Source organism: Pseudomonas veronii, assembly GCF_001439695.1.
GTDB lineage: Bacteria > Pseudomonadota > Gammaproteobacteria > Pseudomonadales > Pseudomonadaceae > Aquipseudomonas > Aquipseudomonas veronii.
Window position 1 is genome coordinate 51,734 of the sequence record NZ_JYLL01000021.1, and the last position, 24,602, is coordinate 76,335.

The 24,602-nt window shown below is 61.9% G+C and carries 19 protein-coding genes and 1 tRNA gene; 13 read left to right on the forward strand and 7 right to left on the reverse strand.

The genetic code is table 11. The features are described 5' to 3' along the window. The first annotated feature begins 131 nt into the window (after nt 1-131). Both TU80_RS21885 and TU80_RS21890 read left to right on the forward strand, forming a co-directional pair. Nucleotides 132-3,875 (forward strand): EAL domain-containing protein, encoded by a 3,744-nt coding sequence (locus TU80_RS21885; protein ID WP_057005399.1) that lies wholly within the window; start codon nt 132-134, stop codon nt 3,873-3,875. A 15-nt stretch (nt 3,876-3,890) separates the two neighbouring features. Further along, nucleotides 3,891-3,967, forward strand: a tRNA-Ile gene (locus tag TU80_RS21890). Between the two features lie 74 nt (nt 3,968-4,041). On the opposite strand, the gene TU80_RS21895 is transcribed toward TU80_RS21890, so the two are convergent. Further along, a complete protein-coding gene (locus TU80_RS21895; protein ID WP_017847825.1) occupies nt 4,042-4,467 on the reverse strand; it encodes a VOC family protein in 426 nt (141 codons plus the stop codon). Between the two features lie 113 nt (nt 4,468-4,580). Between TU80_RS21895 and TU80_RS21900 the strand changes: the two genes are divergently transcribed. The 10 genes from TU80_RS21900 (at nt 4,581) to pqqE (ending at nt 14,495) form a co-directional block, all read left to right on the forward strand. After that, complete coding sequence (locus TU80_RS21900; protein ID WP_057005400.1) at nt 4,581-5,450, forward strand: LysR family transcriptional regulator; 870 nt, start codon at nt 4,581-4,583, stop codon at nt 5,448-5,450. A 35-nt stretch (nt 5,451-5,485) separates the two neighbouring features. Then, entirely contained in the window at nt 5,486-5,932 is a 447-nt protein-coding gene (locus TU80_RS21905; RefSeq protein ID WP_046381848.1) for an Lrp/AsnC family transcriptional regulator, read from the forward strand. A 165-nt stretch (nt 5,933-6,097) separates the two neighbouring features. Next, on the forward strand, nt 6,098-7,780 hold the full coding sequence (locus TU80_RS21910; RefSeq protein WP_046385157.1) for a flavin monoamine oxidase family protein: 1,683 nt from the start codon (nt 6,098-6,100) through the stop codon (nt 7,778-7,780). Nucleotides 7,781-7,791: 11 nt separating this feature from the next. Continuing rightward, the gene (locus TU80_RS21915; protein ID WP_046381847.1) at nt 7,792-8,586 is read left to right on the forward strand and encodes a carbon-nitrogen hydrolase family protein; all 795 of its coding nucleotides are present in this window, start codon (nt 7,792-7,794) and stop codon (nt 8,584-8,586) included. 48 nt (nt 8,587-8,634) lie between these two features. Next, nucleotides 8,635-11,025, forward strand: coding sequence for a pyrroloquinoline quinone biosynthesis protein PqqF (gene pqqF / locus TU80_RS21920; protein WP_057005401.1), 2,391 nt, complete (start codon nt 8,635-8,637; stop codon nt 11,023-11,025). A gap of 159 nt (nt 11,026-11,184) precedes the next feature. Continuing rightward, nucleotides 11,185-11,259 carry a pyrroloquinoline quinone precursor peptide PqqA gene (gene pqqA, locus TU80_RS31940; protein WP_003194766.1) on the forward strand — a complete coding sequence of 25 codons (75 nt, stop codon included), beginning with the start codon at nt 11,185-11,187 and terminating at the stop codon, nt 11,257-11,259. A 71-nt stretch (nt 11,260-11,330) separates the two neighbouring features. Next, nucleotides 11,331-12,242 carry a pyrroloquinoline quinone biosynthesis protein PqqB gene (pqqB, locus tag TU80_RS21925; protein ID WP_017847831.1) on the forward strand — a complete coding sequence of 304 codons (912 nt, stop codon included), beginning with the start codon at nt 11,331-11,333 and terminating at the stop codon, nt 12,240-12,242. Nucleotides 12,243-12,347: 105 nt separating this feature from the next. After that, nucleotides 12,348-13,100, forward strand: a complete 753-nt coding sequence (gene pqqC, locus TU80_RS21930) for a pyrroloquinoline-quinone synthase PqqC (RefSeq protein ID WP_017847832.1) — start codon at nt 12,348-12,350, stop codon at nt 13,098-13,100. Further along, the gene (pqqD, locus tag TU80_RS21935; RefSeq protein ID WP_046381845.1) at nt 13,097-13,372 is read left to right on the forward strand and encodes a pyrroloquinoline quinone biosynthesis peptide chaperone PqqD; all 276 of its coding nucleotides are present in this window, start codon (nt 13,097-13,099) and stop codon (nt 13,370-13,372) included. Before pqqC ends, pqqD begins: the two co-directional genes overlap by 4 nt. Next, nucleotides 13,365-14,495: a pyrroloquinoline quinone biosynthesis protein PqqE gene (gene pqqE, locus TU80_RS21940; protein ID WP_017847834.1), complete on the forward strand. Its 1,131-nt coding sequence runs from the start codon at nt 13,365-13,367 to the stop codon at nt 14,493-14,495. Before pqqD ends, pqqE begins: the two co-directional genes overlap by 8 nt. A 5-nt stretch (nt 14,496-14,500) precedes the next feature. On the opposite strand, the gene TU80_RS31945 is transcribed toward pqqE, so the two are convergent. After that, nucleotides 14,501-14,659 (reverse strand): YqaE/Pmp3 family membrane protein, encoded by a 159-nt coding sequence (locus TU80_RS31945; protein ID WP_010207008.1) that lies wholly within the window; start codon nt 14,657-14,659, stop codon nt 14,501-14,503. Nucleotides 14,660-14,841: 182 nt separating this feature from the next. Further along, the gene (locus TU80_RS21945; protein WP_046381844.1) at nt 14,842-16,110 is read right to left on the reverse strand and encodes an aspartate aminotransferase family protein; all 1,269 of its coding nucleotides are present in this window, start codon (nt 16,108-16,110) and stop codon (nt 14,842-14,844) included. Nucleotides 16,111-16,319: 209 nt separating this feature from the next. Here TU80_RS21945 and TU80_RS21950 point away from each other — a divergent pair, with 209 nt between their 5' ends. After that, nucleotides 16,320-17,219: a LysR family transcriptional regulator gene (locus tag TU80_RS21950; RefSeq protein WP_046381843.1), complete on the forward strand. Its 900-nt coding sequence runs from the start codon at nt 16,320-16,322 to the stop codon at nt 17,217-17,219. Between the two features lie 226 nt (nt 17,220-17,445). Here TU80_RS21950 and TU80_RS21955 read toward each other — a convergent pair whose 3' ends face one another. The 4 genes from TU80_RS21955 to TU80_RS21970 form a co-directional block, all read right to left on the reverse strand. Continuing rightward, complete coding sequence (locus tag TU80_RS21955; RefSeq protein WP_046381842.1) at nt 17,446-19,224, reverse strand: acyl-CoA dehydrogenase C-terminal domain-containing protein; 1,779 nt, start codon at nt 19,222-19,224, stop codon at nt 17,446-17,448. 122 nt (nt 19,225-19,346) lie between these two features. After that, entirely contained in the window at nt 19,347-21,116 is a 1,770-nt protein-coding gene (locus TU80_RS21960) for an acyl-CoA dehydrogenase C-terminal domain-containing protein (RefSeq protein WP_057005402.1), read from the reverse strand. Between the two features lie 90 nt (nt 21,117-21,206). Then, entirely contained in the window at nt 21,207-22,496 is a 1,290-nt protein-coding gene (locus TU80_RS21965) for a GGDEF domain-containing protein (protein WP_057005403.1), read from the reverse strand. 204 nt (nt 22,497-22,700) lie between these two features. Continuing rightward, the gene (locus TU80_RS21970; RefSeq protein WP_057005404.1) at nt 22,701-24,506 is read right to left on the reverse strand and encodes a phenylacyl-CoA dehydrogenase; all 1,806 of its coding nucleotides are present in this window, start codon (nt 24,504-24,506) and stop codon (nt 22,701-22,703) included. Nucleotides 24,507-24,602: the final 96 nt, after the last annotated feature.

Consider the following 24,602-nt stretch of genomic DNA (forward strand, 5'->3'; position numbering starts at 1 on the left):
CCAGAACCCCCGGCCCAGGCCGGGGGTTTTGCTTTCTACCGATTACTTTTTATAGATTCACCGCCGCGCCCTCCCTCCCCCGCAATGCCCGTCTACACTCGAAACATTCCCCGTGCCATAACGAGACCGTTATGCCCAGATTGCCGACCGTGCTTTTGCTGTCGCTGCTGACCTGGACCGCAACGGCTGGCGCCTTGACTCTCACGGAGGATGAGCGTGGCTGGTTGGCGGACCATCAGGAGCTGCGCCTGGGGGTGGATGCCTCCTGGCCGCCCTTCGAATACCGCGACGAGAACGGACGCTACCAAGGCTTGGCGGCGGATTACGTGCGCCTGATCCAAGACCGCCTGGGCGTCCGGATCAAGCTGATCGAGCCGGTGAACTGGAGCGCCGTCCTCGAACAGGCCCGCAACAACCAGCTCGACCTGCTGCCGGGCATCATGTCCACCCCCGAGCGCCAGGCCTACATGGCGTTCACGCGGCCTTACCTGGACTTCCCCATCGTCATCCTCGCCCATGAAGGCGGTGCGCAACCGCACAACCTGAAGGACCTCTATGGGTTGAAGATTGCCGTGGTGGAGAACTACGCGCCCCATGAATTGCTGCGCACCCACCACCCCGACCTCAACCTGGTGGCCTTGCCGAATGTCAGCTCGACCCTGCAGGCGCTGGCCACCGATGAAGTGGACGCAGTAGTCGGCGACCTGGCTTCGAGCGTATGGAGCCTGCGCCAACTCAAGCTCGATGGCTTGTACGTCAGCGGTGAAACGCCCTACCGCTACCAACTGGCGATGGGCGTGCCTCGTGAAAACAAAATGCTGGTAGGGATTCTGGACAAGGTCCTCGCCGACCTCAGCCCGGACGAAACGCAAGCGATCCAGCGACACTGGGTCGGCAGCCTCACCGATCACCACACGTTCTGGACGGATCTGCTGACGTATGGCCTGCCCACGGTACTGCTGCTGAGCAGCGTATTGGTCGTCGTGATTCGGATCAATCGTCGGCTCAGTTCAGAAATTTCCCGCCGCGTCGCCCTCGAGCAGGAACTGCGCAGCAGCGAATATCACTATCGCGGCCTGGTGGAGAGCTTGTCCGCCATTGCCTGGGAAGCCAGCATTAGCGATTTCACCTACAGTTACGTGTCGCCGCATGCCGAAGAACTGCTCGGTTACCCCCGCGCCCATTGGCTGATTCCAGGCTTCTGGCGCAGCATCATTCACCCCGCCGACCTGACGCGCACCGAAGCCTATTGCTACCGCGAAACCCGCGCCAGCCGTGATCACAGCGTCGATTACCGGGTGATCACCGCCGACGGCCGTTGCCTGTGGGTACGCGATATTGTCAGCCTGATCGAACACGGCCATGAACCGGTACTCCGTGGCTTGATGATCGACATCAGTGACGCCAAGCGCACGGAAGAGGCGCTGCAATTGTCCGAGCAAAAATTTGCCTCGGTGTTCCAACAGTGCCCAGACATTCTGGTGATCGCACGAATGTCCGACGGCTGCCTGTTGGAGGTCAACAAAGCGTTCGAGGACCAGGTGGGCCTGAAGGCCGAAGACGTGATCGGTAAAACCGCTACTTCGCTGAATATCTGGGGTATCCCGGGCATCGGCCCGGACCTGCTGCAACGGCTGCAGACCACCAGCATCCGCAACCTGGAAATGCGCTTTCTGCGCAGCAACGGCCAAGCCTTTACCGGGCTGATTTCCGCCGAACCGTTCCAACTCGACACGACCGAAGCCCTGGTAGTTGTGGTGCGAGACATCACCCAGCTCAAGGAAACCCAGCAACAGCTGCAAACCTCCGAAGAGAAATTCGCCAAGGCCTTCCATGCCTCGCCCGACGGTTTGCTTTTGAGCCGTCAGAGCGATGGCCAACTGATCGAGGTCAACGAAGGGTTCAGCCGCATTACCGGCATCGCCAGCGTGAGTTCCCTCGACCAGTCAACCCTGGACCTGGGCATCTGGGTCGACCTCAACGAACGCAAACACATGCTGGAGCTGCTGCAACGCGACGGGTTTGTCCGCGATTTCATCTGCCATATCCGCCGCAGCGACGGGCAGATCCGGCTGTGCGAGTTGTCCAGCCGCCCACTGCCCATCGGCGATGACGACTGCATGCTGACCATCGCTCGGGACATTACCGAGCGCCAACAGATGCAGGAAAAACTGCAACAGGCCGCTACCGTCTTCGAAAGCACCGCCGAAGGCGTGTTGATCACCGACACCCGGCAAAACATCAGCGCCGTGAACCGCGCCTTCAGCGAGATCACCGGCTACAGCGAAGCCGAAGCCCTCGGCCACACCCCGCGCCTGCTCGCCTCCGGCCTGCATGACAGCGCATTCTATGCCGCGATGTGGCACCAGTTGACCACTCACGGGCATTGGCAGGGCGAGATCTCCAACCGTCGCAAGAACGGCGAGGTCTACCCCAGTTGGCTGACCATCAGCGCCGTGCGCAACCGCGACCAGCCGATCACGCACTTCGTCGCGGTGTTTGCCGACATCTCCAGCCTCAAACACGCCCAGGCCCGCCTCGACTACCAGGCCCATCACGACCCGCTGACCGGCCTGCCCAACCGCACCCTGTTTGAAAACCGGCTACAGGCCGCGCTCAACAATCAACAGGAGAGCGGCCACCAGGGCGCCGTGCTGTTCCTCGACCTGGATCGCTTCAAACACATCAACGACAGCCTCGGCCACCCGATCGGCGACCTGCTGCTCCAGAACATCGCCGTGCGCCTCAAGGAGCAACTGCGCGACATCGACACCGTCGCCCGCCTGGGCGGCGACGAGTTCATCATCCTCCTGCCCGGCCTGCAGCAAGCCAGCGACGCCCAGCACCTGGCCAATAAACTGCTGGCCTGCTTCACCCCGCCGTTCCAGGCGGGTGAGCACGAGTTTTTTATCAGCGCCAGCATCGGCACCAGCCTGTACCCCCAGGACGGCATGGACGTCGCCACCCTGGTCAAAAACGCCGACGCCGCGATGTACCGCTCCAAGGCCAAGGGCCGCAACCGCGTCGAAGGCTACACCCGCGACCTGACCGCCCAGGCCAAAGAACGCGTGGCGCTGGAACATGAACTGCGCCGGGCCATCGAACGCGATGAGCTGAGCCTGTATTACCAACCCAAACGGAGCCTGGAGACCCAGGAACTGATCGGCGCCGAAGCGCTGATCCGCTGGCACCACCCGACCTTCGGCGACGTACCGCCCGAACACTTCATCGCCCTGGCCGAAGAGAACGGCATGATCCTGCAGATCGGCGATTGGGTCCTGGAGCAGGCCTGCCAACAAATGCACGCCTGGCAAACCGTCTTCGATCACTTCGGCCCGCTGTCAGTCAACCTCGCCGGCGCACAACTGCGCCAGCCCAACCTGCTGTCACGCATCGAACAGCTACTGCGCGATTACCGCCTCGAACCCGGCTGCCTGCAACTGGAGATCACCGAAAACTTCATCATGAGCCAGGCCGAAGAAGCGCTGGACGTGCTGCACCAACTCAAACGCCTGGGCGTACAACTGGCGATCGATGATTTCGGCACCGGCTATTCATCCCTCAGCTACCTCAAGCGCCTGCCCCTGGACTTCCTGAAAATCGACCAATCCTTCATCCGCGGCCTGCCCGACGACCCCCACGACGTGGCGATCGTGCGCGCCATCATTGCCCTGGGCCACAGCATGCAATTCACCATCATCGCCGAAGGCGTAGAGACCCCCGCACAACAAACCTTCCTCGCCGCCGAGGGCTGCGAACAGATGCAAGGCTACATCGTCAGCCTGCCCCTGCCCCCGGAGCTTTTTGCCGCGACGTTTCTTCGTATGAGGGTTCAGGATTTTTCGGATAGCACAGCGGAGAAACCATCGCTATAATCCGCGACCTGTTAAGGGCCTATAGCTCAGTTGGTCAGAGCAGAGGACTCATAATCCTTTGGTCCACGGTTCAAGTCCGTGTGGGCCCACCAATTCGAAAGCCGCGCATTGCGCGGCTTTTGTGTGTCTGTCGCTGCCGTTTTAGCCAGCGCCCTCGCCCTCAGGCTCACGTCGCAAACAACTGCCCGATATCCCGGAACGCCTTGAACTCCAACGCGTTACCGCAGGGGTCAAACAAAAACAGTGTCGCCTGCTCCCCCACTTGGCCTTTGAAGCGAATGTGCGGTTCCAGCACGAACGCGGTCTGCCGTGCCTGCAAGCGCGCCGCCAGGGCATGCCAGTCGTCCCAGCTCAATACCACGCCGAAATGCGGCACGGGGACGTCGTGGCCGTCGACTGCGTTGGTGTGCGCCGCAGCCTGGGAGGCTGTTTTGGGGTGTTCATGAATCACCAGTTGATGGCCGAAGAAGTTGAAGTCGACCCAGTGGTCGCTGGAGCGCCCCTCTTGCAGGCCGAACACGTCAGCGTAGAAATGCCGGGCAGCGGCCAGGTCGAATACCGGAATGGCCAAGTGAAAAGGTGCCAGTGTCATCAGGTCAAACCTCTGCGGGTCGTGGAGAGGCTCGAGTTTAGCCTTGCTGCTGGCGATGAAAAGACGATAGTTTTTGCGCCGAGCTCAAATAATTTCGATGAGTTGAGGCGCCCATGCTGCGTGAATTGAAGACCTTTATCGCGGTAACGCGCCACGGTACGTTCGCCGCGACGGGCATGCATATCGGGCTGACGCAATCGGCGGTCAGTGCGCAGATTCGTCAACTGGAGCAGGCGCTCGGGGTGGCGTTGTTCGACCGCACCGGGCGCCAGGCTACGCTGAATGCCGCAGGCGTTCGCGCCTTGCCGCTGGCCAAGGAGATTCTGGAGACGTTCAACCGCATGGCAGTGCCGGTGGAGGCCAATGAATACCGGGGCGAGCTGAAAGTCGGGGCGATCAGCACTGCGCAGACCGGGTTGTTGCCCCAGGCCCTGGTCCGGTTACGTCAGGCCGCGCCGACCGTGGAATGCAAGTTGGTGCCCGGCGTGTCCCTGGAACTGCTGAGCCAGGTGGACGCCGGCGAGTTGGACTCGGCGATTATCATTCGACCGCCTTTTGACTTGCCTAAGGAGCTGCACGTACAGGTGCTGCGCAAGGAGCCTTTTGCGCTGATCGTGCCGCATGCACTGGCAGGCGATGACCCCTTGCAGTTGCTCGGCAGCCAGCCCCATGTGCGCTACGACCGGGCGTCGTTTGGCGGTCGATTGGTCAGCCGGTTTCTGCGCGAGCAGAAGCTCGAGGTGCAGGTGGCGCTAGAGTTGGATGAGCTGGAAGCCATCGTCAAGATGGTCGAGTGTGGCCTGGGGGTGTCGCTGATTCCTCAGGCGGGGCTGTGGCTCGAACGCTCGCCCCAGGTACGAATTATTCCGCTAGGCCATCTGACCTTTTACCGGGAGATCATCCTGCTCAGTCGCTACAACCACCGCAACCTGCCCGTGCCGCAACTGTTTGCCCGCTGTCTGTTGGCTGACGCAAGCCTGTAACATATGCCCCCTATCCGTCCGCACCGGAGCTGCCCTTGCCTGTCCTCGATGAAATCGACCGCCAACTGATCTCCGCATTGCAGATCAATGCCCGTGAAAGCGTCGCCATGCTGGCACGGCAACTCGGCATTGCGCGCACCACGGTGACGTCGCGCCTGGCTCGTCTGGAGAAAACCCAGGTGATTACCGGTTATGGCGTGCGCCTCGGCCAGCGTGTGGTGGATGGCGGGCTGCAGGCGTATGTCGGCATCACCGTGCAGGCGCGCTCGGGCAAGGACGTGCTGCGCAAGCTCAGCGCCATGGCCCAGGTTCAGCAACTGTGCGCGGTGAGCGGCGAGTTCGATTACGTGGCATGGCTGCGCACCGATTCGCCAGAACAGCTCGATCAATTGCTGGACCAGATCGGCAGCGTCGACGGCGTGGAAAAAACCACCACATCGATCATCCTCAGCAACAAACTCGATCGCAGACAACCAATCTGACCGCCAACCTCGTCACTTTGACTGAAAACAATTCAATTCGACGACACTTTGCGTCTTATTAACGAACGCTACGCTCCCTAAACTGGCTGCCATCTTTTCCTATACTCAGCGGGTACGTCCCGCGAGCCGCTAGTAAGGTCAGCCATGAGCATTCCGTCCAGCAGCATCAGCAAGACCAATCGCCACCCCGCCGACGGTAAAAAACCGATCACCATCTTCGGCCCGGATTTCCCCTTTGCGTTTGATGACTGGATCGAACACCCCGCCGGCCTGGGCAGTATTCCGGCCGCCAACCACGGCGCCGAAGTGGCGATCGTCGGCGCCGGGATCGCCGGCCTGGTGGCCGCCTACGAACTGATGAAGCTGGGCCTCAAGCCCGTGGTGTACGAGGCCTCGAAGATGGGCGGCCGTTTGCGCTCCCAGGCGTTTGAAGGCGCCGAAGGGATCATCGCCGAGTTGGGCGGCATGCGTTTCCCGGTGTCGTCCACCGCGTTCTACCACTATGTCGACAAGCTCGGCCTGGACACCAAACCCTTCCCCAACCCGCTGACGCCGGCTTCCGGCAGCACGGTCATCGACCTGGAAGGCCAGACCCACTACGCACAAAAACTGTCCGACTTGCCTGCACTGTTCCAGGAAGTGGCTGACGCGTGGGCCGACGCCCTGGAAGCCGGCTCGCAGTTCGGCGATATCCAGCAAGCCATTCGCGACCGCGATGTGCCGCGCCTCAAGGCGCTGTGGAACAAACTCGTGCCGCTGTGGGACGACCGCACCTTCTACGACTTCGTCGCCACCTCCAAGGCCTTTGCCAAGCTGTCCTTCCATCACCGCGAGGTGTTTGGCCAGGTCGGCTTCGGCACCGGTGGCTGGGATTCGGACTTCCCCAACTCCATGCTGGAAATCTTCCGCGTGGTGATGACCAACTGCGACGACCATCAACACCTGGTGGTCGGCGGCGTGGCGCAGGTGCCCATGGGTATCTGGCGCCATGTGCCGGAGCGCTGCGCCCACTGGCCGGCGGGCACCAGCCTGAGTTCGCTGCACAGCGGCGCGCCACGGGCCGGGGTCAAGCGCATTGCCCACGCGCCCGGCGGCCGTTTCGCCGTGACCGACAACTACGGCGATACCCGCGAATACGCCGCCGTGCTGACCACCTGCCAAAGCTGGCTGCTGACCACCCAGATCGAATGCGACGAGACCCTGTTCTCGCAAAAGATGTGGATGGCCCTGGACCGCACCCGCTACATGCAATCGTCGAAGACCTTCGTGATGGTCGACCGCCCGTTCTGGAAAGACAAAGACCCGCAAACCGGCCGCGACCTGATGAGCATGACCCTCACCGATCGCCTGACCCGTGGCACTTACCTGTTCGACAACGGCGACGACAAGCCGGGCGTGATCTGCCTGTCGTACTCGTGGATGAGCGATGCGCTGAAAATGCTCCCGCAGCCCATCGATAAACGCGTGAAGCTGGCCCTCGACGCACTGAACAAGATCTACCCGAAAGTCGACATCAAGGCGCGCATCATCGGCGACCCGATCACCGTGTCCTGGGAAGCCGACCCGCATTTCCTCGGGGCCTTCAAAGGTGCGTTGCCCGGTCACTATCGCTACAACCAGCGGATGTACGCGCACTTCATGCAGAAGGATATGCCCGCCGAGCAACGTGGGATTTTTATCGCCGGCGATGACGTATCCTGGACACCGGCCTGGGTCGAAGGCGCGGTGCAAACCTCATTGAACGCGGTGTGGGGCATCATGACCCACTTCGGCGGCCACACTCACCCAGAGAACCCGGGGCCGGGTGACGTGTTCGATGAAATCGGGCCAATTGCCCTGGCCGATTAAGGAGCCAAGCCATGCGTGTCGCCCTGTACCAATGCCCACCGCTGCCACTGGATGTGGCCGGCAACCTCGAGCGCCTGCACCGACTCGCGCATGAGGCATCCGGCGCCGACCTGCTGGTGCTGCCGGAGATGTTCCTCACCGGCTACAACATCGGTGCCGAAGCTGTCGGCGCATTGGCCGAGGCGCAGGATGGCGAGTCGGCGCGAACGATTGCCGAACTGGCGCGAAGTGCCGGGCTGGCAATCCTGTACGGCTACCCGGAGCGCGCCGCGAACGGGCAGATCTATAACGCCGTGCAGTTGATCGATGCCCACGGCCAGCGCCTGTGCAACTACCGCAAGACGCACCTGTTCGGCGACCTCGATCATTCGATGTTCAGTGCCGGCGGCGATGATTTTCCGCTGGTGGAACTCAACGGCTGGAAACTGGGCGTGCTGATCTGTTACGACCTGGAGTTCCCGGAAAACACACGGCGCCTGGCCCTGGCCGGCGCCGACCTGATCGTGGTGCCCACCGCGAATATGGTGCCGTTCGACTTTGTCGCCGACGTCACCGTGCGGGCGCGGGCTTTCGAGAACCGGTGCTACGTGGCCTACGCCAATTACTGCGGGCACGAAGGCGAGATTCAGTATTGCGGGCAAAGCAGCATTGCCGCGCCGGATGGGCAGCGAATCGCCCAGGCCGGCCTGGATGAAGCCTTGATCGTCGGCACGCTGGAACACCAATCGATTCTCGATGCCCGCGCCGCCAATGACTACCTGCAAGACCGCCGCCCCGAACTGTACGGCACGCTGCACAAGCCCTGATCTGGAGGGTTTGCTAGCATAGGCACTTCCCTCGTATCGGAAGTGCCCATGCCTGCGCCGGCCCAGCCCCATCACCTTCACCTGACCCTGGCCAACGGCCTGCGGGTTTCCCTGCGCCATGCCCCGCGTTTAAAGCGTTGCGCCGCTGTTTTGCGGGTGGCGGCCGGCAGCCATGACGTGCCGTTGGCGTGGCCCGGCCTGGCGCACTTTCTGGAACATCTGTTGTTTCTTGGCACTGAGCGTTTTCCGAGCGATGAAGGGCTGATGACCTACGTGCAGCGCCACGGTGGCCAGGTCAATGCCAGCACCCGCGAGCGCACCACGGATTTCTTCGTTGAACTGCCGTTGTCGACCTTTGCCGATGGGCTCGAACGCCTGGCCGATCTGCTGACCCATCCGCGCCTGGCGCTGGACGATCAACTGCGCGAGCGCGAAGTGCTGCACGCGGAGTTCATCGCCTGGTCCCAGGACGCCAACGCGCAACAACAGGTCGCGCTGCTGGAGGGCCTGGCGGCCGATCATCCGCTGCGCGGCTTCCATGCGGGTAATCGCGACAGCCTGCCGGTGGAACGTCAGGCGTTTCAGCAAGCATTGCGGGATTTCCACCAGCACTTCTATCAGTCGGGGCAAATGACCTTGAGTCTGGCCGGCCCACAACCGCTGGCAGAACTGGAACGCCTGGCGCGGCGCTTCAGTGAGCAACTGCGCGCCGGCCCGCGACACCCGCAGGCGGCCCCGCCGGCGCTGATGCCCGCTCATACACAGCATTTCCAACACAGCGCCGACGGCCATCTGCATCACGTCATCAGCGTCGACGCCCCCAGGGAAGCCCTGGATTTCCTTTGTTTCGGGCTCAACGCCTCGGCGCCCGGCGGGCTGCGCGCGGAACTGCAAGCGCGGCAATTGGCGAGCACTGTGCAGGCCTCCGTGCTCTACCATTTCGCCGGGCAAGCGCTGCTGGATCTCGACTTTACCCTCGGAACTCAAAGCGACGCGGCGACACAGATCGAAGCGTTGTTGTACGACTGGCTGAGCTTTTTCGCACACAGCGACTGGACATCTCTGCGCGAGGAATTCGCCCTGCTCAACGCACGCCAACAGCAGGTCCAAGGCGCCCTCGCGTTGGCGCGGCATGACAGCGAAGAACTCGAAGCGCCGGTGTCGGAGCAGCACGTTGCCGCCCTCAAGACCCTGCTCGACGCCCTGCCGCTGCAAGCCTGCCGACATGCGTGGCAACTGCCGCCCAACAACCCGTTCCTGCGCCCACCCGTGAAGGACGAACGCGCCGGCCTGATTCGCGGCCAGACCAGCGCCCACCGGGGCCTGCGCACCTTTGCCCAGGACCGTTCCCGAGGGCGGCGAGAGCTGTCGGCGTTGTCGTTCAGCCCGGCGTTGGCCGATGCCCATGAGGAAGGCGCGCTCTACCTGCGCTGGCGGCTGGATTGCGCGCGCCCATCGACGCTGGAAAACACCCTGGCACCGTTGCGCGAAAATGCCCGCCAGGCCGGCGTCGACTTATCCTTCGACGCGATCGGCAATGACTGGCTGGTGAAGATGGTCGGTCTTCACCAACCCATGCCGGCGATACTCGATGAACTCGCGCGCAGCCTGAACCTGCTTGAGGAGGATCGGCAACACGCCACTGCCGGTACACCGCCGATTGCCATCCGGCAATTGCTCAAGGCGCTGCCGGCGTGCTGTGCCGGCGTTCGACCAAACCCGCCTGCGCCCTCGCTGTCGTGGGCCCACGCACGCTGGGAAGGCCTGGGCATTGGGCTGCCCGCCCACTGCGAAGCGGCGCTCAGATCCGCCGCCACCCGCTTGCCCGGGCAACCGGCCATTCTTGAATCCGAATGCCCCAGCCTCAACGGCCAGCGTCTATGGCATGAGGTCCACACCGATGCCCTCGATGCGGCCTTGCTGCTGTTCTGCCCGACGCCGACGCGCTCCCTGGCAGATGAAGCCGCATGGCGCCTGCTGGCGCACCTGCTCCAAGGGCCGTTCTACCAACGCCTGCGGGTAGAACTGCAAATCGGCTACGCGGTGTTCAGCGGTATCCGACAGATCAATGGGCAAACCGGCCTGCTGTTTGGCGTGCAGTCGCCCAGCGTTTCCCTTGAGGGCATCATGCAGCACCTGCGCACCTTCCTCACGCAATTACCGGCATTGATCGACGCCAGCGACGACCTCGGCCACCCAGCGCTGGCGCAACAATTCACGGCGCAGGCGCTGCCCCTCGCCCAGGCCGCCGAACTGTTGTGGCAGGCGCGCCTGGCCGGCCATCCAGCGGATTATCTGACGCTGCTTCAACACCAGATCCAAGCCCTGACGCACGCGGATCTGCAGCGCGCCGCCCAACAGGTGCAGGACGCCGCGGGCGGCTGGCGCTGCATCGCCAACGGCCCGCGCAGCGGCGGTGACTGGCAATCGGCAGACTGATCGTTGCCGCTGCCGCAATAGGCTTTTTCCACCAAGACAGCGCTAACTTGGAAAAAAATGCGTAATATTCATAGGCACACATCTGAACATCTCCGACTGGAGGTGGACTATATGTATTACTTGGTAGTAAACGTCCCATCCCTTCGTAGGAGTAAGAATATGACTTGGTCCAAACCTGCTTACACTGATCTGCGCATCGGTTTCGAAGTGACTATGTACTTCGCCAGCCGCTGATTGGCTGGGTAAGACAACGCCTCGGCTCGTCCGGGGCGTTTTTGTTTTCAGCTTTGTTTGATGGAGCGGCCATGTTTGTCCAGATTCTAGGTTCCGCCGCCGGCGGCGGCTTCCCGCAGTGGAACTGCAATTGCGCGAACTGCGCAGGCTTTCGTGATGGCAGCCTGCGAGCGCAGGCGCGTACCCAGTCATCCATCGCGATTTCCGACGATGGCGTGAACTGGGTACTGTGCAATGCCTCGCCGGATATCCGCGCACAACTGCAGGGCTTCGCGCCGATGCAACCCGGCCGCGCCCTGCGCGACACCGGCATCAGCGCGATCATCCTGATGGACAGCCAGATCGACCACACCACTGGCCTGCTGAGCCTGCGCGAAGGCTGCCCGCACCAGGTGTGGTGTACCGACATGGTCCATGAAGACCTCAGCAGCGGTTTCCCGCTGTTCACCATGCTCACCCATTGGAATGGCGGCCTGGCCTGGAACCGTATCGAGCTGGACGCCAGCTTCACCATCCCGGCCTGCCCCAACCTGCGTTTCACCCCGCTGCCGCTGCGCAGTGCCGCGCCACCGTATTCGCCGCACCGCTTCGACCCGCACCCCGGCGACAATATCGGCCTGATCGTCGAAGACCTGCGCACCGGCGGCAAACTGTTCTACGCCCCAGGGCTGGGCAAGGTGGACGCGCCATTGCTGGAAATCATGGCTGGCAGCGACTGCCTGCTGGTGGACGGCACGATGTGGGACGATGATGAAATGCAGCGCCGTGGCGTCGGCACCCGCACCGGCCGCGAGATGGGCCACCTGGCGCAGAACGGCCCCGGTGGCATGCTCGAAGTGCTGGAACACCTGCCGAAGCAGCGCAAGGTACTTATCCACATCAACAACACCAACCCGATCCTCGATGAAGATTCTCCCGAGCGGGCCGAGCTGGTGCGGCGCAATGTCGAAGTGGCTTACGACGGCATGAGCATTGAACTGTAGGAGCGAGCTTGCTCGCGAAAAACGCAAGAACACCGCAGATATTCAGGGTGCACGCGTCACCGTTAACGACCTTCGCGAGCAAGCTCGCTCCCACAGGAGACCCATATGACTGATATACCGATGAGCACCGATGCATTTGAAAAAGCCCTGCGGGCCAAGGGCGCCTTCTACCATATCCATCACCCGTACCACGTGGCGATGTATGAAGGCCGCGCCACCCGCGAGCAGATCCAGGGCTGGGTCGCCAACCGCTTCTACTATCAAGTGAACATCCCGCTGAAGGACGCCGCGATCCTGGCCAATTGCCCGGACCGTGAAATCCGCCGCGAGTGGATTCAGCGCCTGCTCGACCACGACGGCGCCCCCGGCGAAGACGGCGGCATCGAAGCCTGGCTGCGCCTGGGCCAGGCCGTCGGCCTCGACCCGGACCAACTGCGCTCCCAGGAGCTGGTGTTGCCCGGCGTGCGCTTTGCGGTGGACGCCTACGTCAACTTCGCCCGCCGCGCCTGCTGGCAGGAAGCCGCCAGCAGCTCGCTGACCGAACTGTTCGCGCCGCAGATCCACCAATCGCGCCTCGACAGCTGGCCGCAGCATTACCCGTGGATCGACCCCACCGGCTATGAGTATTTCCGCACCCGCCTGGGCCAGGCCCGCCGCGATGTCGAACATGGCCTGGCGATCACCCTGCAGCACTACACCACCCGCGAAGGCCAGGAGCGTATGCTGGAAATTCTGCAGTTCAAACTGGACATCCTGTGGAGCATGCTCGATGCCATGAGCATGGCCTACGAATTGAAACGCCCGCCCTATCACAGCGTGACCACACAGCGGGTCTGGCATAAAGGGATCGCCCTATGAGCTTTGATCGCAGCAAGAAACCGACCTGGCGCCAGGGTTATCGCTACCAGTACGAGCCCGCGCAAAAAGGCCATGTACTGCTCTACCCCGAGGGCATGATCAAGCTCAATGAAAGTGCCGCCTTGATCGGTGGACTGATCGACGGCGAGCGCGACGTCGCCACGATCATCGGTGAGCTGGATAAACAATTTCCCGGTGTGCCTGAGCTGGGCAATGACGTAGAGCAATTCATGGAGGTCGCCCGTGCCGAGCACTGGATCACCCTTGCCTGAAAAACCAGCCATCGGCCTGCCCTTGTGGCTGCTCGCCGAGCTGACCTATCGCTGCCCGCTGCAGTGCCCGTATTGCTCCAACCCGCTGGATTTCGCCGAGCAGGGCAAGGAGCTGAGCACCGAGCAGTGGTTCAAGGTATTTCGCGAAGCCCGTGAGATGGGCGCCGCGCAGTTGGGCTTTTCCGGCGGTGAACCGCTGGTGCGCCAGGACCTCGCCGAACTGATCGCCGAAGCGCGCAAGCTGGGCTTCTACACCAACCTGATCACCTCCGGCATCGGCCTGACCGAGCAGAAGATCAGCGACTTCAAGAAGGCTGGCCTGGACCACATCCAGATCAGCTTCCAGGCCAGCGACGAACAGGTGAACAACCTGCTGGCCGGCTCGAAAAAGGCCTTCGCGCAAAAGCTGGAAATGGCCCGCGCAGTGAAGGCTCATGGCTATCCGATGGTGCTGAACTTCGTCACCCATCGGCACAATATCGACAAGATCGACCGCATCATCGAGCTGTGCATTGCGCTGGAAGCGGATTTTGTCGAACTCGCCACCTGCCAGTTCTATGGCTGGGCGCAGCTCAATCGTGTGGGGTTGTTGCCGACCCAGGAACAGTTGGTGCGCGCCGAACGCATCACCAACGAATACCGCGCCAAGCTCGAAGCCGAAGGGCACCCGTGCAAGCTGATTTTCGTCACCCCGGATTACTACGAAGAACGCCCGAAAGCCTGCATGAACGGCTGGGGCAGCATCTTTCTGACCGTAACTCCGGACGGTACCGCCCTGCCCTGCCACGGCGCCCGACAGATGCCGGTGCAGTTTCCCAACGTGCGCGACCACAGCATGCAGCACATCTGGTACGACTCTTTCGGTTTCAACCGCTTTCGCGGCTACGACTGGATGCCCGAGCCGTGCCGTTCATGCGATGAAAAGGAAAAGGACTTCGGCGGCTGCCGCTGCCAGGCGTTCATGCTGACCGGGGATGCAAGCAATGCCGACCCGGTGTGCAGCAAGTCCGAGCACCACGGCATCATCCTTCAAGCACGGGAAGAGGCCGAACACGCCACCCAGACCATCGAGCAACTGGCCTTTCGCAACGAGCGCAACTCACGACTCATCGCAAAAAGCTGAGGGCCTCAGCGCTTGGCGATGATGTACACCGCGTGAATGATGCCTGGGAAGTAACCGCACAAGGTCAGCAGAATATTCAGCCAGAACGCGCCGGCGAAACCCACTTGCAGGAACACACCCAGTGGCGGCAACAGAATGGCGATGATGATACGAATGATGTCCATGGGTTCAGCTCCTGAAAATCGGCTCGTGTGAGCCGTGTAGCTAATCGACCTTGGACGTTCGTGAGGGTTCAGTAGGATCTGGCACCGCGACCATCGTTCGCTGCACAAAAAAAAACGCCCCCAGCCAAAAAAAACAAGCTGGGGGCGCCGCGTATACCGCGAGACGGTTCAGGAATAAGGGGTCAGACGGCGATGCCCTTGCGGCATTGCAGTTGTGCGGTGCGTACCCGGGAAAAGGCGTGCCCCAGGCGCAGGAGCATTTCGTCGATGTTGCTTTTGCTCACCGTCAGGGCCGGGGTGAAGCGCAGGCAGTTGGGTTGCGGGGCGTTGAGGATCAGTCCTTCGTCCAGAGCCGCTTTTACTACGGCATCCGCAGAATCATCCGATAACGTCAGGCCCCACATCAGGCCCTGGCCGCGCAGTTGACCGTGGCCATAGCGATAAGCCAGGCGAGCCAGACCTTCGCCGAGGTAACAACCAGACTCACGCACATGCTCGAAGAAGCCATGCCCCAGCACAGCATCGAGCACCGCCCCCCCGGCGCAGGCCATCAGCGCATTGCCATGATGGGTGCCTTCCAGCTCACCGACTTCAAAGCAACAAGCCTTGCCACGCGCCAGCAGTGCCGCCAGCGGTACGCCACCGCCCAGGCCTTTGCCGAGCGCAATGATGTCGGCGCGTACACCGTAGTACTCTTCGGCGAGCAAGGTGCCGCAACGGCCGATGCCGGTTTGCACTTCGTCGAGGATCAGCAGAATGCCCAGCTCGCGGCACAGCCGCTCGACACCCTTGAGGTAATGCTCGGTCGCCGGGATGACGCCGGCTTCGCTCTGGATCGGCTCGAGCATGATGGCAACGGTTTGCGCGTCAACGGCGGCGTGCAGCGCCGCCAGGTCGTTGAGCGGGACGTGACTGAAGCCCGGCAATTGCGGTTCAAAGCGGTTTTCACGGCTGCTCGCCGAGGCCGACATCGCCGCGAAGCTGCGCCCATGGCAACCGTTGCTGGCGCTGATGATGCGATAAGCACCGCCGCGATACAGCTGACCCCACTTGCGCGCCAGTTTGATCGCCGCTTCGCAGGCTTCCGCGCCGCTGTTGAGCAAATACGCCTGGTCGCTGCCGGTGCGGTGGCACAGGCGGTCGACGAGGTTGAGTTGGGGACGGTTATGCAAGCCGTTACCGGGATTGATCAGCGCCTGGGCCTGATCGGCCAGGGCCCGGATCAATACCTGCGGGCTGTGGCCGAGGCTGTTGGCCGCGCAGCCCTGGCTGAAGTCCAGATAGGCGCGATCATCGCTGTCCCACAACCAGGAACCCTGGCCGCGCACAAAGACCTGCGGGGGGCGCGCTACGGTAGGCATCAGGCATCCACTGGGAAAATCTTCGCCACAAGCATCCAGGATCAGGTCATCCAGACTGGCCGCCGAGCGGCGCAAATTGAACAGGTTCACACTTTTCCTCCCATGGCAACCATGCCGTGGTCGGTGTACCCCGCAAAACCTACCTGGAGGTTTTTTGACTTGCCTATGCAAACACCATCAACATAAACGCTAATCATCGCCCGATCTGGCCCTGTAAGCCTTGTGGATAGGCGCTAGACTAGGCGTCTTGGGGGCCAACGGCCATTTCGATTTTCCAGCTTTTTCGATAAGAATTACTTATGGATTTTAAGCAACTGCGTTATTTCGTCGCGGTGTATGAGGAAGGCCACGTAGGCCGTGCCGCTGAGCGTCTGTCGATCTCCCAACCGGCCCTGTCACAGCAGATCCGCCAGCTCGAACAAAACCTCGATGTGAGCCTGTTCGAACGCAGCAGCAAGCGCCTGCTGCCGACCCTCGCGGCCCATACGTTATACAACCACGCCCTGCCGTTGATCGATGGCATGCAGCAAGCCGTGGAGGCGTTGCGCAACTTCAAGGGCCAGGCATTGCGCACCTTGGCCATCGGTGTGTTGCAAACCGTACACACCAGCCTGGTGCCGCAGATGCTGGAGCGTGTGCGCAAGGCCCAGCCGCACCTGGTGGTGCAAATCTACGAACTGACCGGGCTGGAGATTGAACGGCGCCTGCTCAATGGTTCGCTGGACATCGGCATCAGTTACCTGCCGCCCCGCCAGCCGGGGTTGCACGGCGTGCTGCTGTATGAAGATGAGCTGAAGGTGGTCATCCCGGAGGATCACCCCCTGCGTGAATTCAAGAAAGTCTCCCTGACACAAGCGGCCGAGTTGCCGATGTTGCTGCTCGGGGAGGAGTTTCAGATCCGGCAGATCTGGCAGGGTCAGCTATCCAACCTCGGGCGGCGCCCGCAGGTGCAGGCGGAGTTGAATACCATGGTGGGGATTCTCGACAGCCTGCCGCATACCAAACTGGCCACGGTACTGCCGGGACGTTCCCAGGACCAACACAACAGCCAGGCGCTGCTGTGGAAACCCTTGAGTGAACCGAGGGTGCCGCTGAAAGTCGGGTTGGTGTGCCGCGATGTGCAGCGCCAGCAAGCGACGTTGGCGCTGCTGCGCACCTTGCTGGAGGACGTGATGAACGCTCCGCAGGTGCCGGGCTGACTTTTTCGCGGGCAAAAGAAAACCCCGCCGAAGCGGGGCTTTGCAGACTGTTTCCCTGACATCCATTTCACTCCGCCATCCTGGCAGAATCCTACGTGTCCGTGTTGTTGCTTTGCGCTTCCTGCGCGACGTCCATGTGAAGTAGATTATCCGTGGATCCAATTTGGCGATAGAGGACGATTAGCAGCACGTCATGTAAGAGAATGCTTACAAAGCCTCTACACCCTTAGAACAGGGCCTCATCCAGCAAGAACAGCGATTCGCTACCGGCTTTTACCGACGCGCTCAACGACTGAATACGCGGCAGCAGACGGGCAAAGTAGAAACGTGCGGTGCCCAGCTTGCTGGCGTAGAAACCTTCCTCGGCTTCTTTGCCCAGCGCCGCCTTGGCCATCCTTGCCCACATGTAGGCGTAGGCCATGTAACCGAATGCATGCAAATACTCCACCGAGGCCGCACCGATTTCATTCGGGTTGCTCTTGGCACGGTCCAGCACCCAGGCCGTCAACTCATCCAGGCTATCCACCGCGGCATTGAGCGGCGCGGTGAACTCAGCCAGCTCCGCGCCCGCGGTGGCGGTGAACTGGCGGATCTCGTCGGCGAACAGGGTGTAGAACGCGCCGCCACTGCCGACAATCTTGCGTCCCATCAGGTCCAGGGCCTGAATGCCGTTGGTGCCTTCGTAGATCTGGGTAATGCGTACATCACGCACCAATTGCTCCTGGCCCCACTCGCGGATGTAACCGTGGCCGCCAAAGATTTGTTGGCCGAGTACCGTGGTTTCCAGGCCCAGATCGCTGAGGAATGCCTTGGCCACCGGGGTCAGCAAGGCCACCAGGTTATCCGCGCGCTCGCGGGCGGCGGCGTCTTCGCTGAACTTGGCGATATCCAACTGCATCGCCACATATGTGGAGAATGCACGGCCGCCTTCGTTCGACGCCTTCATGGTCAACAGCATGCGACGCACGTCGGGGTGGACGATGATCGGGTCGGCGACTTTGTCCTTGGCCTGGGCACCGGTCGGCGCACGGCTCTGCAGGCGGTCGCGCGCATATTCAATCGCGTTCTGGTAGGACCGCTCACCGGACGCCAGGCCCTGGATGCCTACGCCCAGACGCTCGTAGTTCATCATGGTGAACATTGCCGCCAGGCCCCGGTTAGGCTCGCCCACCAGGTAACCCACGGCTTGGTCGAAGTTCATCACACAGGTCGCCGACGCTTGAATCCCCATCTTGTGTTCGATGGAGCCACAGCTCACCGGGTTACGCGCGCCCAGGCTGCCGTCGGCATTGACCATGAACTTCGGCACCAGGAACAACGAGATGCCCTTGGGACCGGCCGGGGCATCCGGCAGTTTGGCCAGGACCAGGTGGATGATGTTCTCGGTGAGGTCGTGTTCGCCGCCGGTGATGAAGATCTTGGTGCCGCTGATGGTGTAGGAACCGTCCGCCTGAGGCTCGGCCTTGGTGCGGATAATGCCCAGATCGGTGCCGGCATGGGCCTCGGTCAGGCACATGGAACCGGCCCACTTGCCGGAGTACATATTCGGCAGGTAAGTGGCCTTGAGTGCTTCATTGGCGTGGGTGTTGATCGACACGCAGGCGCCGGAAGTCAGCATCGGGTACAGGCCAAACGCCAGGCTCGACGAGTTGATCATCTCTTCGACTTGCGCCGACACCGCCTTGGGCATGCCCATGCCACCAAACGCCGGATCGCCGCCTACGCCCACCCAGCCGCCTTCGGCGTAGGTGGTGTAGGCCTGTGGAAAGCCGTCCGGGGTGCTGACAACGGTGTCGGCCCAGCGGCAGCCCTGTTCATCGCCGCTGCGGCTGAGCGGGGCGATGGATTTGGCGGTGACTTTACCGGCTTCTTCGAGGATTGCCTCAACGGTTTCGGCGTCGACAGTGTCTGCCAATGCCGGCAATTGGGCCCAAAGTGTGGCGACCTCAAAAACTTCGTTGAGGACGAAGCGCATATCACGCAACGGCGCTTTGTAATCAGCCATGGCAAACCTCGTGAGAACGTGAAAAGTAATTCGATAGGGTCGGTTTTACAGGCGCCGAGTGTACCCGAACAACTTTTCAGACACATAGGGTCCACTTTTGACTGATTGGTATTTTTAAGTCATCAGCCGCCGAATGCCTCCGCAGGCAGACTCATCAGGCACTCGCTGCCCGCTTGCACGGCAGCCCGATGGGTGGCAGTGCGCGGCAGCAGGCGCTTGAAGTAAAAGTCGCAGGTGGCCAGCTTGGCCTTGGCGAAGTCGGCATCGTCGTGGGTCTGCGCCGCGATCGCCATGCGCAGCCACAAATAGGCGAGGACGATGTAACCGCTGTACATCAAGTAGTCCACCGCGGCGGCGCCCACTTCGTCAGGGTTTTTCATCGCGGCCATGCCGACCTCGGTCGTCAGCTCGCCCCATTGCCGGTTCAGTTGATCGAGCTGCGCCACATACGCCTTGAGCTGCGCATGCTCGGCATGCGCCTCACAGAACTTATGCACAATCCGGGTAAAACCGCGCAGCAGCTTGCCCTGGCTGCCCAACACCTTGCGCCCCAGCAAGTCGAGCGCCTGGATGCCGTTGGTGCCTTCGTAGATCGACGCAATGCGGCAATCGCGCACCAACTGCTCCATGCCCCACTCGCGAATAAAACCATGGCCGCCGAACACCTGCATGCCGTGGTTGGTCACTTCCAGCCCGGTGTCGGTCATGAAGGCTTTGCAGATCGGCGTGAGGAATGCCAACAGGTCTTCGGCCTCCTGGCGCTGGCCGGCGTCGGCGCTCAAGTGCGCGGTGTCGAGCAGTTGCGCGGTGAAATAGGTGAGCGCCCGGTTGCCTTCGTTGAACGCCTTCATGGTCAGCAGCATGCGCCGCACGTCGGGATGGACGATGATCGGGTCGGCGGCTTTTTCCGGGGCCTTGGCGCCGGTCAGCGCGCGCATTTGCAGGCGGTCGTTGGCGTACCTGATCGCGCCCTGGAAGCTCGCTTCGCCGTTGCACAGCCCTTGCATCCCGGTGCCGAGGCGCGCGTGGTTCATCATGGTGAACATGCAGTTGAGGCCTTTGTTCGCCTCGCCGATCAAAAAGCCCTTGGCCCCGTCGAAGTTCAGCACGCAGGTGGCCGAGGCCTTGATCCCCATCTTGTGCTCGATGGAGCCGCAATGCACCGCGTTGCGCTCGCCCGAATCGGCATGGAACTTGGGCACGATAAACAGCGAGATGCCTTTGGTGCCGGCCGGGGCGTCCGGCAGCTTGGCCAGCACCAGGTGGATGATGTTGGCGCTCAAGTCGTGCTCACCGGCAGAGATGAAGATCTTGCTGCCGCTGACCGCATAGCTGCCATCCGCCTGGGGCACGGCGCGGGTCTTGATCAGGCCCAGGTCGGTGCCGCAGTGGGCTTCGGTCAGGCACATGGTGCCGGTCCATTCGCCAGCGGTGAGTTTGCTCAGGTAGGTGGCTTTCTGTTCGGCGCTGCCGTGGGCGTGGATCGCCGACATCGCGCCGTGGGTCAGCCCCGGGTACATGCCCCAGGAGGTGTTGCTGGAGCCGATCATTTCGCTGAGCACCAGCCCCAGGGATTGCGGCAGGCCTTGACCGCCGTAGGCCGGGTCGGCTGCCACGCCGTGCCAGCCGCCTTGCACATACTGAGCGAAGGCTTCCTTGAAGCCCTTGGGCGTGGTCACCACGCCTTTGTCGAAATGGCAGCCTTCTTCATCGCCGCTGCGGTTGAGCGGCGCGAGCACGTTCTCGCAGAATTTCGCACCTTCTTCGAGGATCGCGCTGACCATGTCCGGGCTGGCGTCCGTCGCGCCAAGGGCGGCGTAGTGAGCGTGGAAATCAAACACGTTGTCGATCAGAAAGCGCATGTCGCGCAGGGGAGCTTTGTACTCAGGCATGGCGATGTCTCCGGCAGCAGATGGTTTCAACCTACTGCCGGCCACCGCCCCGGACAATCACTGTAGCGCCGCTGAATACAGCACCATCACTCAACCGGCAGCACTCTGCGTGCGTACCGCGCCACGGCGGGTTTGCCCGGCCGCAATCACGCAGTTACGCCCCGCGCCCTTGGCGGCATACAGCGCCTGGTCGGCGGATTTGAGCACCTCTTCGGAGGTGCGATGCTCGGCCTGGCGCTCGGCCACGCCGATGCTGACGGTCACCGAGACACTCGACGCACCGCTGCCCGCGCGCCGCTGGCGACCTTGCAGGTCATCCTGCGGGCGGTCCGGGTTGCGCAGCTTGATGTCGTAGTTGGCGATGATCTCGCGGATTTCTTCCAGGTGCGGCATGCATTCATCCAGGGTCTTGCCGGCAAACACCACGGCGAACTCTTCACCGCCATAACGGTAGGCGCGTCCGCCGCCATTGACCTTCGACAGCTTGCTGGCGACCAGGCGCAGCACTTGGTCGCCGACATCGTGGCCATGGGTGTCGTTGAAGCGCTTGAAGTGATCGACGTCGCTCATCGCCAGCACATAGTTGCGCCCCAGTCGCTGCATGCGCTCATTGAGTGCGCGACGCCCCGGCAGGCCGGTCAACTCGTCACGAAACGCCATCTGATAGGCCTCGTGGGCCACCGCGGCCGCAATCATCAGCATCACCTGGCTGCACATGATGTTCAGAGTGAACGGCAGGATAAACGTCTGCGGCAACATCCAGAACAATCCCACCAGCCCCACCATCTGCGCCGCGTGCAGCGGGCGCGGCTGGTACCAGTATTGCGCCACCAGGGTCAGGAAACCGATCAGGAACATCGGGTACGACAGCTGGATCAGGCTCATCCAGGCGCCATGCAGCGCCGGCCAGCGAATTTCCGCCAGCCAGTTCAGCAGCGCCTGGGGATAACTTTGCTCCAGCGCCAACGCGACACTGCCGACCGCCAGCAGCACCGCACAGCGCGCGACAAAATCACGGAACAAGTGGGTTTTTTCCTGCCACAGCCCATAGAGGCCGAACAGCAGCGGCAGCAACAGGCAGCACAAGTGGAACACCACCGCGGCGTCTTCGCGCACGCGGCCGTTGTCGCGGTAGTAGTCGGTCTGGGTGTCGAGCAGGAAGTAGGCGATGTACACCGTGATCATCAGGAACAGTTCACGCTGGCGACGATAGACCGCGCAATACGAACCGCCGAGCAACAGCACCAGGGTCGGCAACACGTTGAACAGCGAGGTGAAGAAGACGTTGAGGTCCTTGACATACGCAGCCGAGAGCCCGGCCAGTAACAGCAGCAATGAAGGGAGGAAATGACTGAAACGTAAAGCGGACGCGCGTGACAAGGGTAAAACTCCGACCCGCCAGGAATGATGGCACTGTGCCTTACTCCAGACAGTTAAACATACCCTGCCCGGCCTGTATCACATTGCCATCACTGTAACGGCAGCCAATCGCAATCCCTGAGCGCCCCGCTGCGTTTTTTATCGGCAAAAAAAAACCGTCGCCCCCAACAGGAGCGACGGTTTTTCAAGTGGGCTCGGTGAGGCTTAGTAAGCCAGGCCGAAGTCCTCTTCTTTCATGTCCATCAGGTTATTGGCGCCCGACAGCATGGTGGCCACGTGAGTACGGGTACGCGGCAGGATGCGCTGGAAGTAGAAGCGCGCGGTCTGCAGCTTGGCGGTGTAGAACGCCGCTTCGCTGGTGCCGGCGGCCAGTTTCTCGGCCGCCAGGCGTGCCATGTCGGCCCAGAAGTAAGCCAGGCAGGCGTAACCGGAGTACATCAGGTAGTCCACCGACGCGGCACCGACTTCTTCACGGTCTTTCATCGCCGCCATGCCGACCTTCATGGTCAACTCGCCCCACTCTTTGTTCAGCGCGGCCAGCGGTGTCACGAACTCTTTGACCGCTTCGTTGCCTTCGTTGGCCTGGCAGAACTTGTGGACGATCTTGGTGAAGCCCTTCAGCGCTTCGCCTTGGGTCATCAGCACTTTACGGCCGAGCAGGTCCAGCGCCTGGATGCCGGTGGTGCCTTCGTACAGCATCGAAATGCGGCTGTCGCGCACGTTCTGCTCCATGCCCCACTCGGCGATGAAGCCGTGACCGCCGTAGATCTGCACGCCGTGGTTGGCGGACTCGAAGCCGACTTCGGTCATGAACGCCTTGGCAATCGGGGTCATGAAGGCCAGCAGGCCATCGGCCTGTTTCTTGGCTTCGTCGTCGGTGCCGTACTTGACGATGTCCACTTGCTTGGCGGTGAAGTACACCATCGCACGGTTACCTTCGGCGAAGGCTTTCATGGTCAGCAGCATGCGGCGCACGTCAGGGTGGACGATGATCGGGTCGGCCGCTTTGTCCGGCGCTTTCGGGCCGGTCAGGGAACGCATTTGCAGGCGATCGCGAGCGTATTTCAGGCCGCCCTGGAAGCCGATCTCGGCGTGGGCCAGGCCTTGCAGCGCGGTGCCCAGGCGAGCGGTGTTCATAAAGGTGAACATGCAGTTCAGGCCTTTGTTCGCCGGGCCGATCAGGAAACCGGTGGCTGCGTCGAAGTTCATCACGCAGGTGGCGTTACCGTGGATGCCCATCTTGTGTTCCAGGGAACCGCAGGTCACCGCGTTGCGCGCACCGATCGAGCCATCGGCGTTCGGCAGGAATTTTGGCACGATGAACAGCGAGATGCCTTTGGTACCGGCCGGTGCGTCCGGCAGGCGGGCCAGGACGATATGGACGATGTTGTCGGCCATGTCGTGTTCGCCGGCCGAGATGAAGATCTTGGTGCCGGAGACTTTGTAGGTGCCGTCGGCCTGAGGTTCGGCCTTGGTGCGCAGCATGCCCAGGTCGGTGCCGCAGTGAGGCTCGGTCAGGCACATGGTGCCGGTCCATTCGCCCGACACCAGCTTGGTCAGGTAGGCGTCTTGTTGCTCGGGGGTGCCGTGCTCGGAGATGGTGTTCATCGCGCCATGGGACAGGCCTGGGTACATGCCCCACGACCAGTTGGCTTCGCCGACCATTTCGCTGACCGCCAGGCCCAGGGATTCCGGCAGGCCTTGTCCACCGTGCTCCACGTCATGGGCCAGGCTCGGCCAGCCGCCTTCAACAAACTGTTGGTAGGCTTCTTTGAAACCAGTAGGGGTCTTAACGCCTGACTCGCTCCAGGTACACCCTTCGATGTCACCCACGCGGTTCAACGGTGCCAGTACTTGCTCACAAAACTTGGCGCCTTCTTCGAGAATGGCGTCAACCATGTCCGGAGTAGCGTCCTGGCAAGCCGGCAGGCTTTGATAATGCGCTTCATAGCCGAGCAGTTCGTCACGAACGAAGCGAATATCACGCAAGGGGGCCTTGTAGTCAGGCATAGCGATAAACCTCTGCTGATGTGTCTGGGATGAACAACCGCGTGGGATTTGTTATGGCGGTCAAACAGGTGTTTGAAACATACGTTTACCACCTGG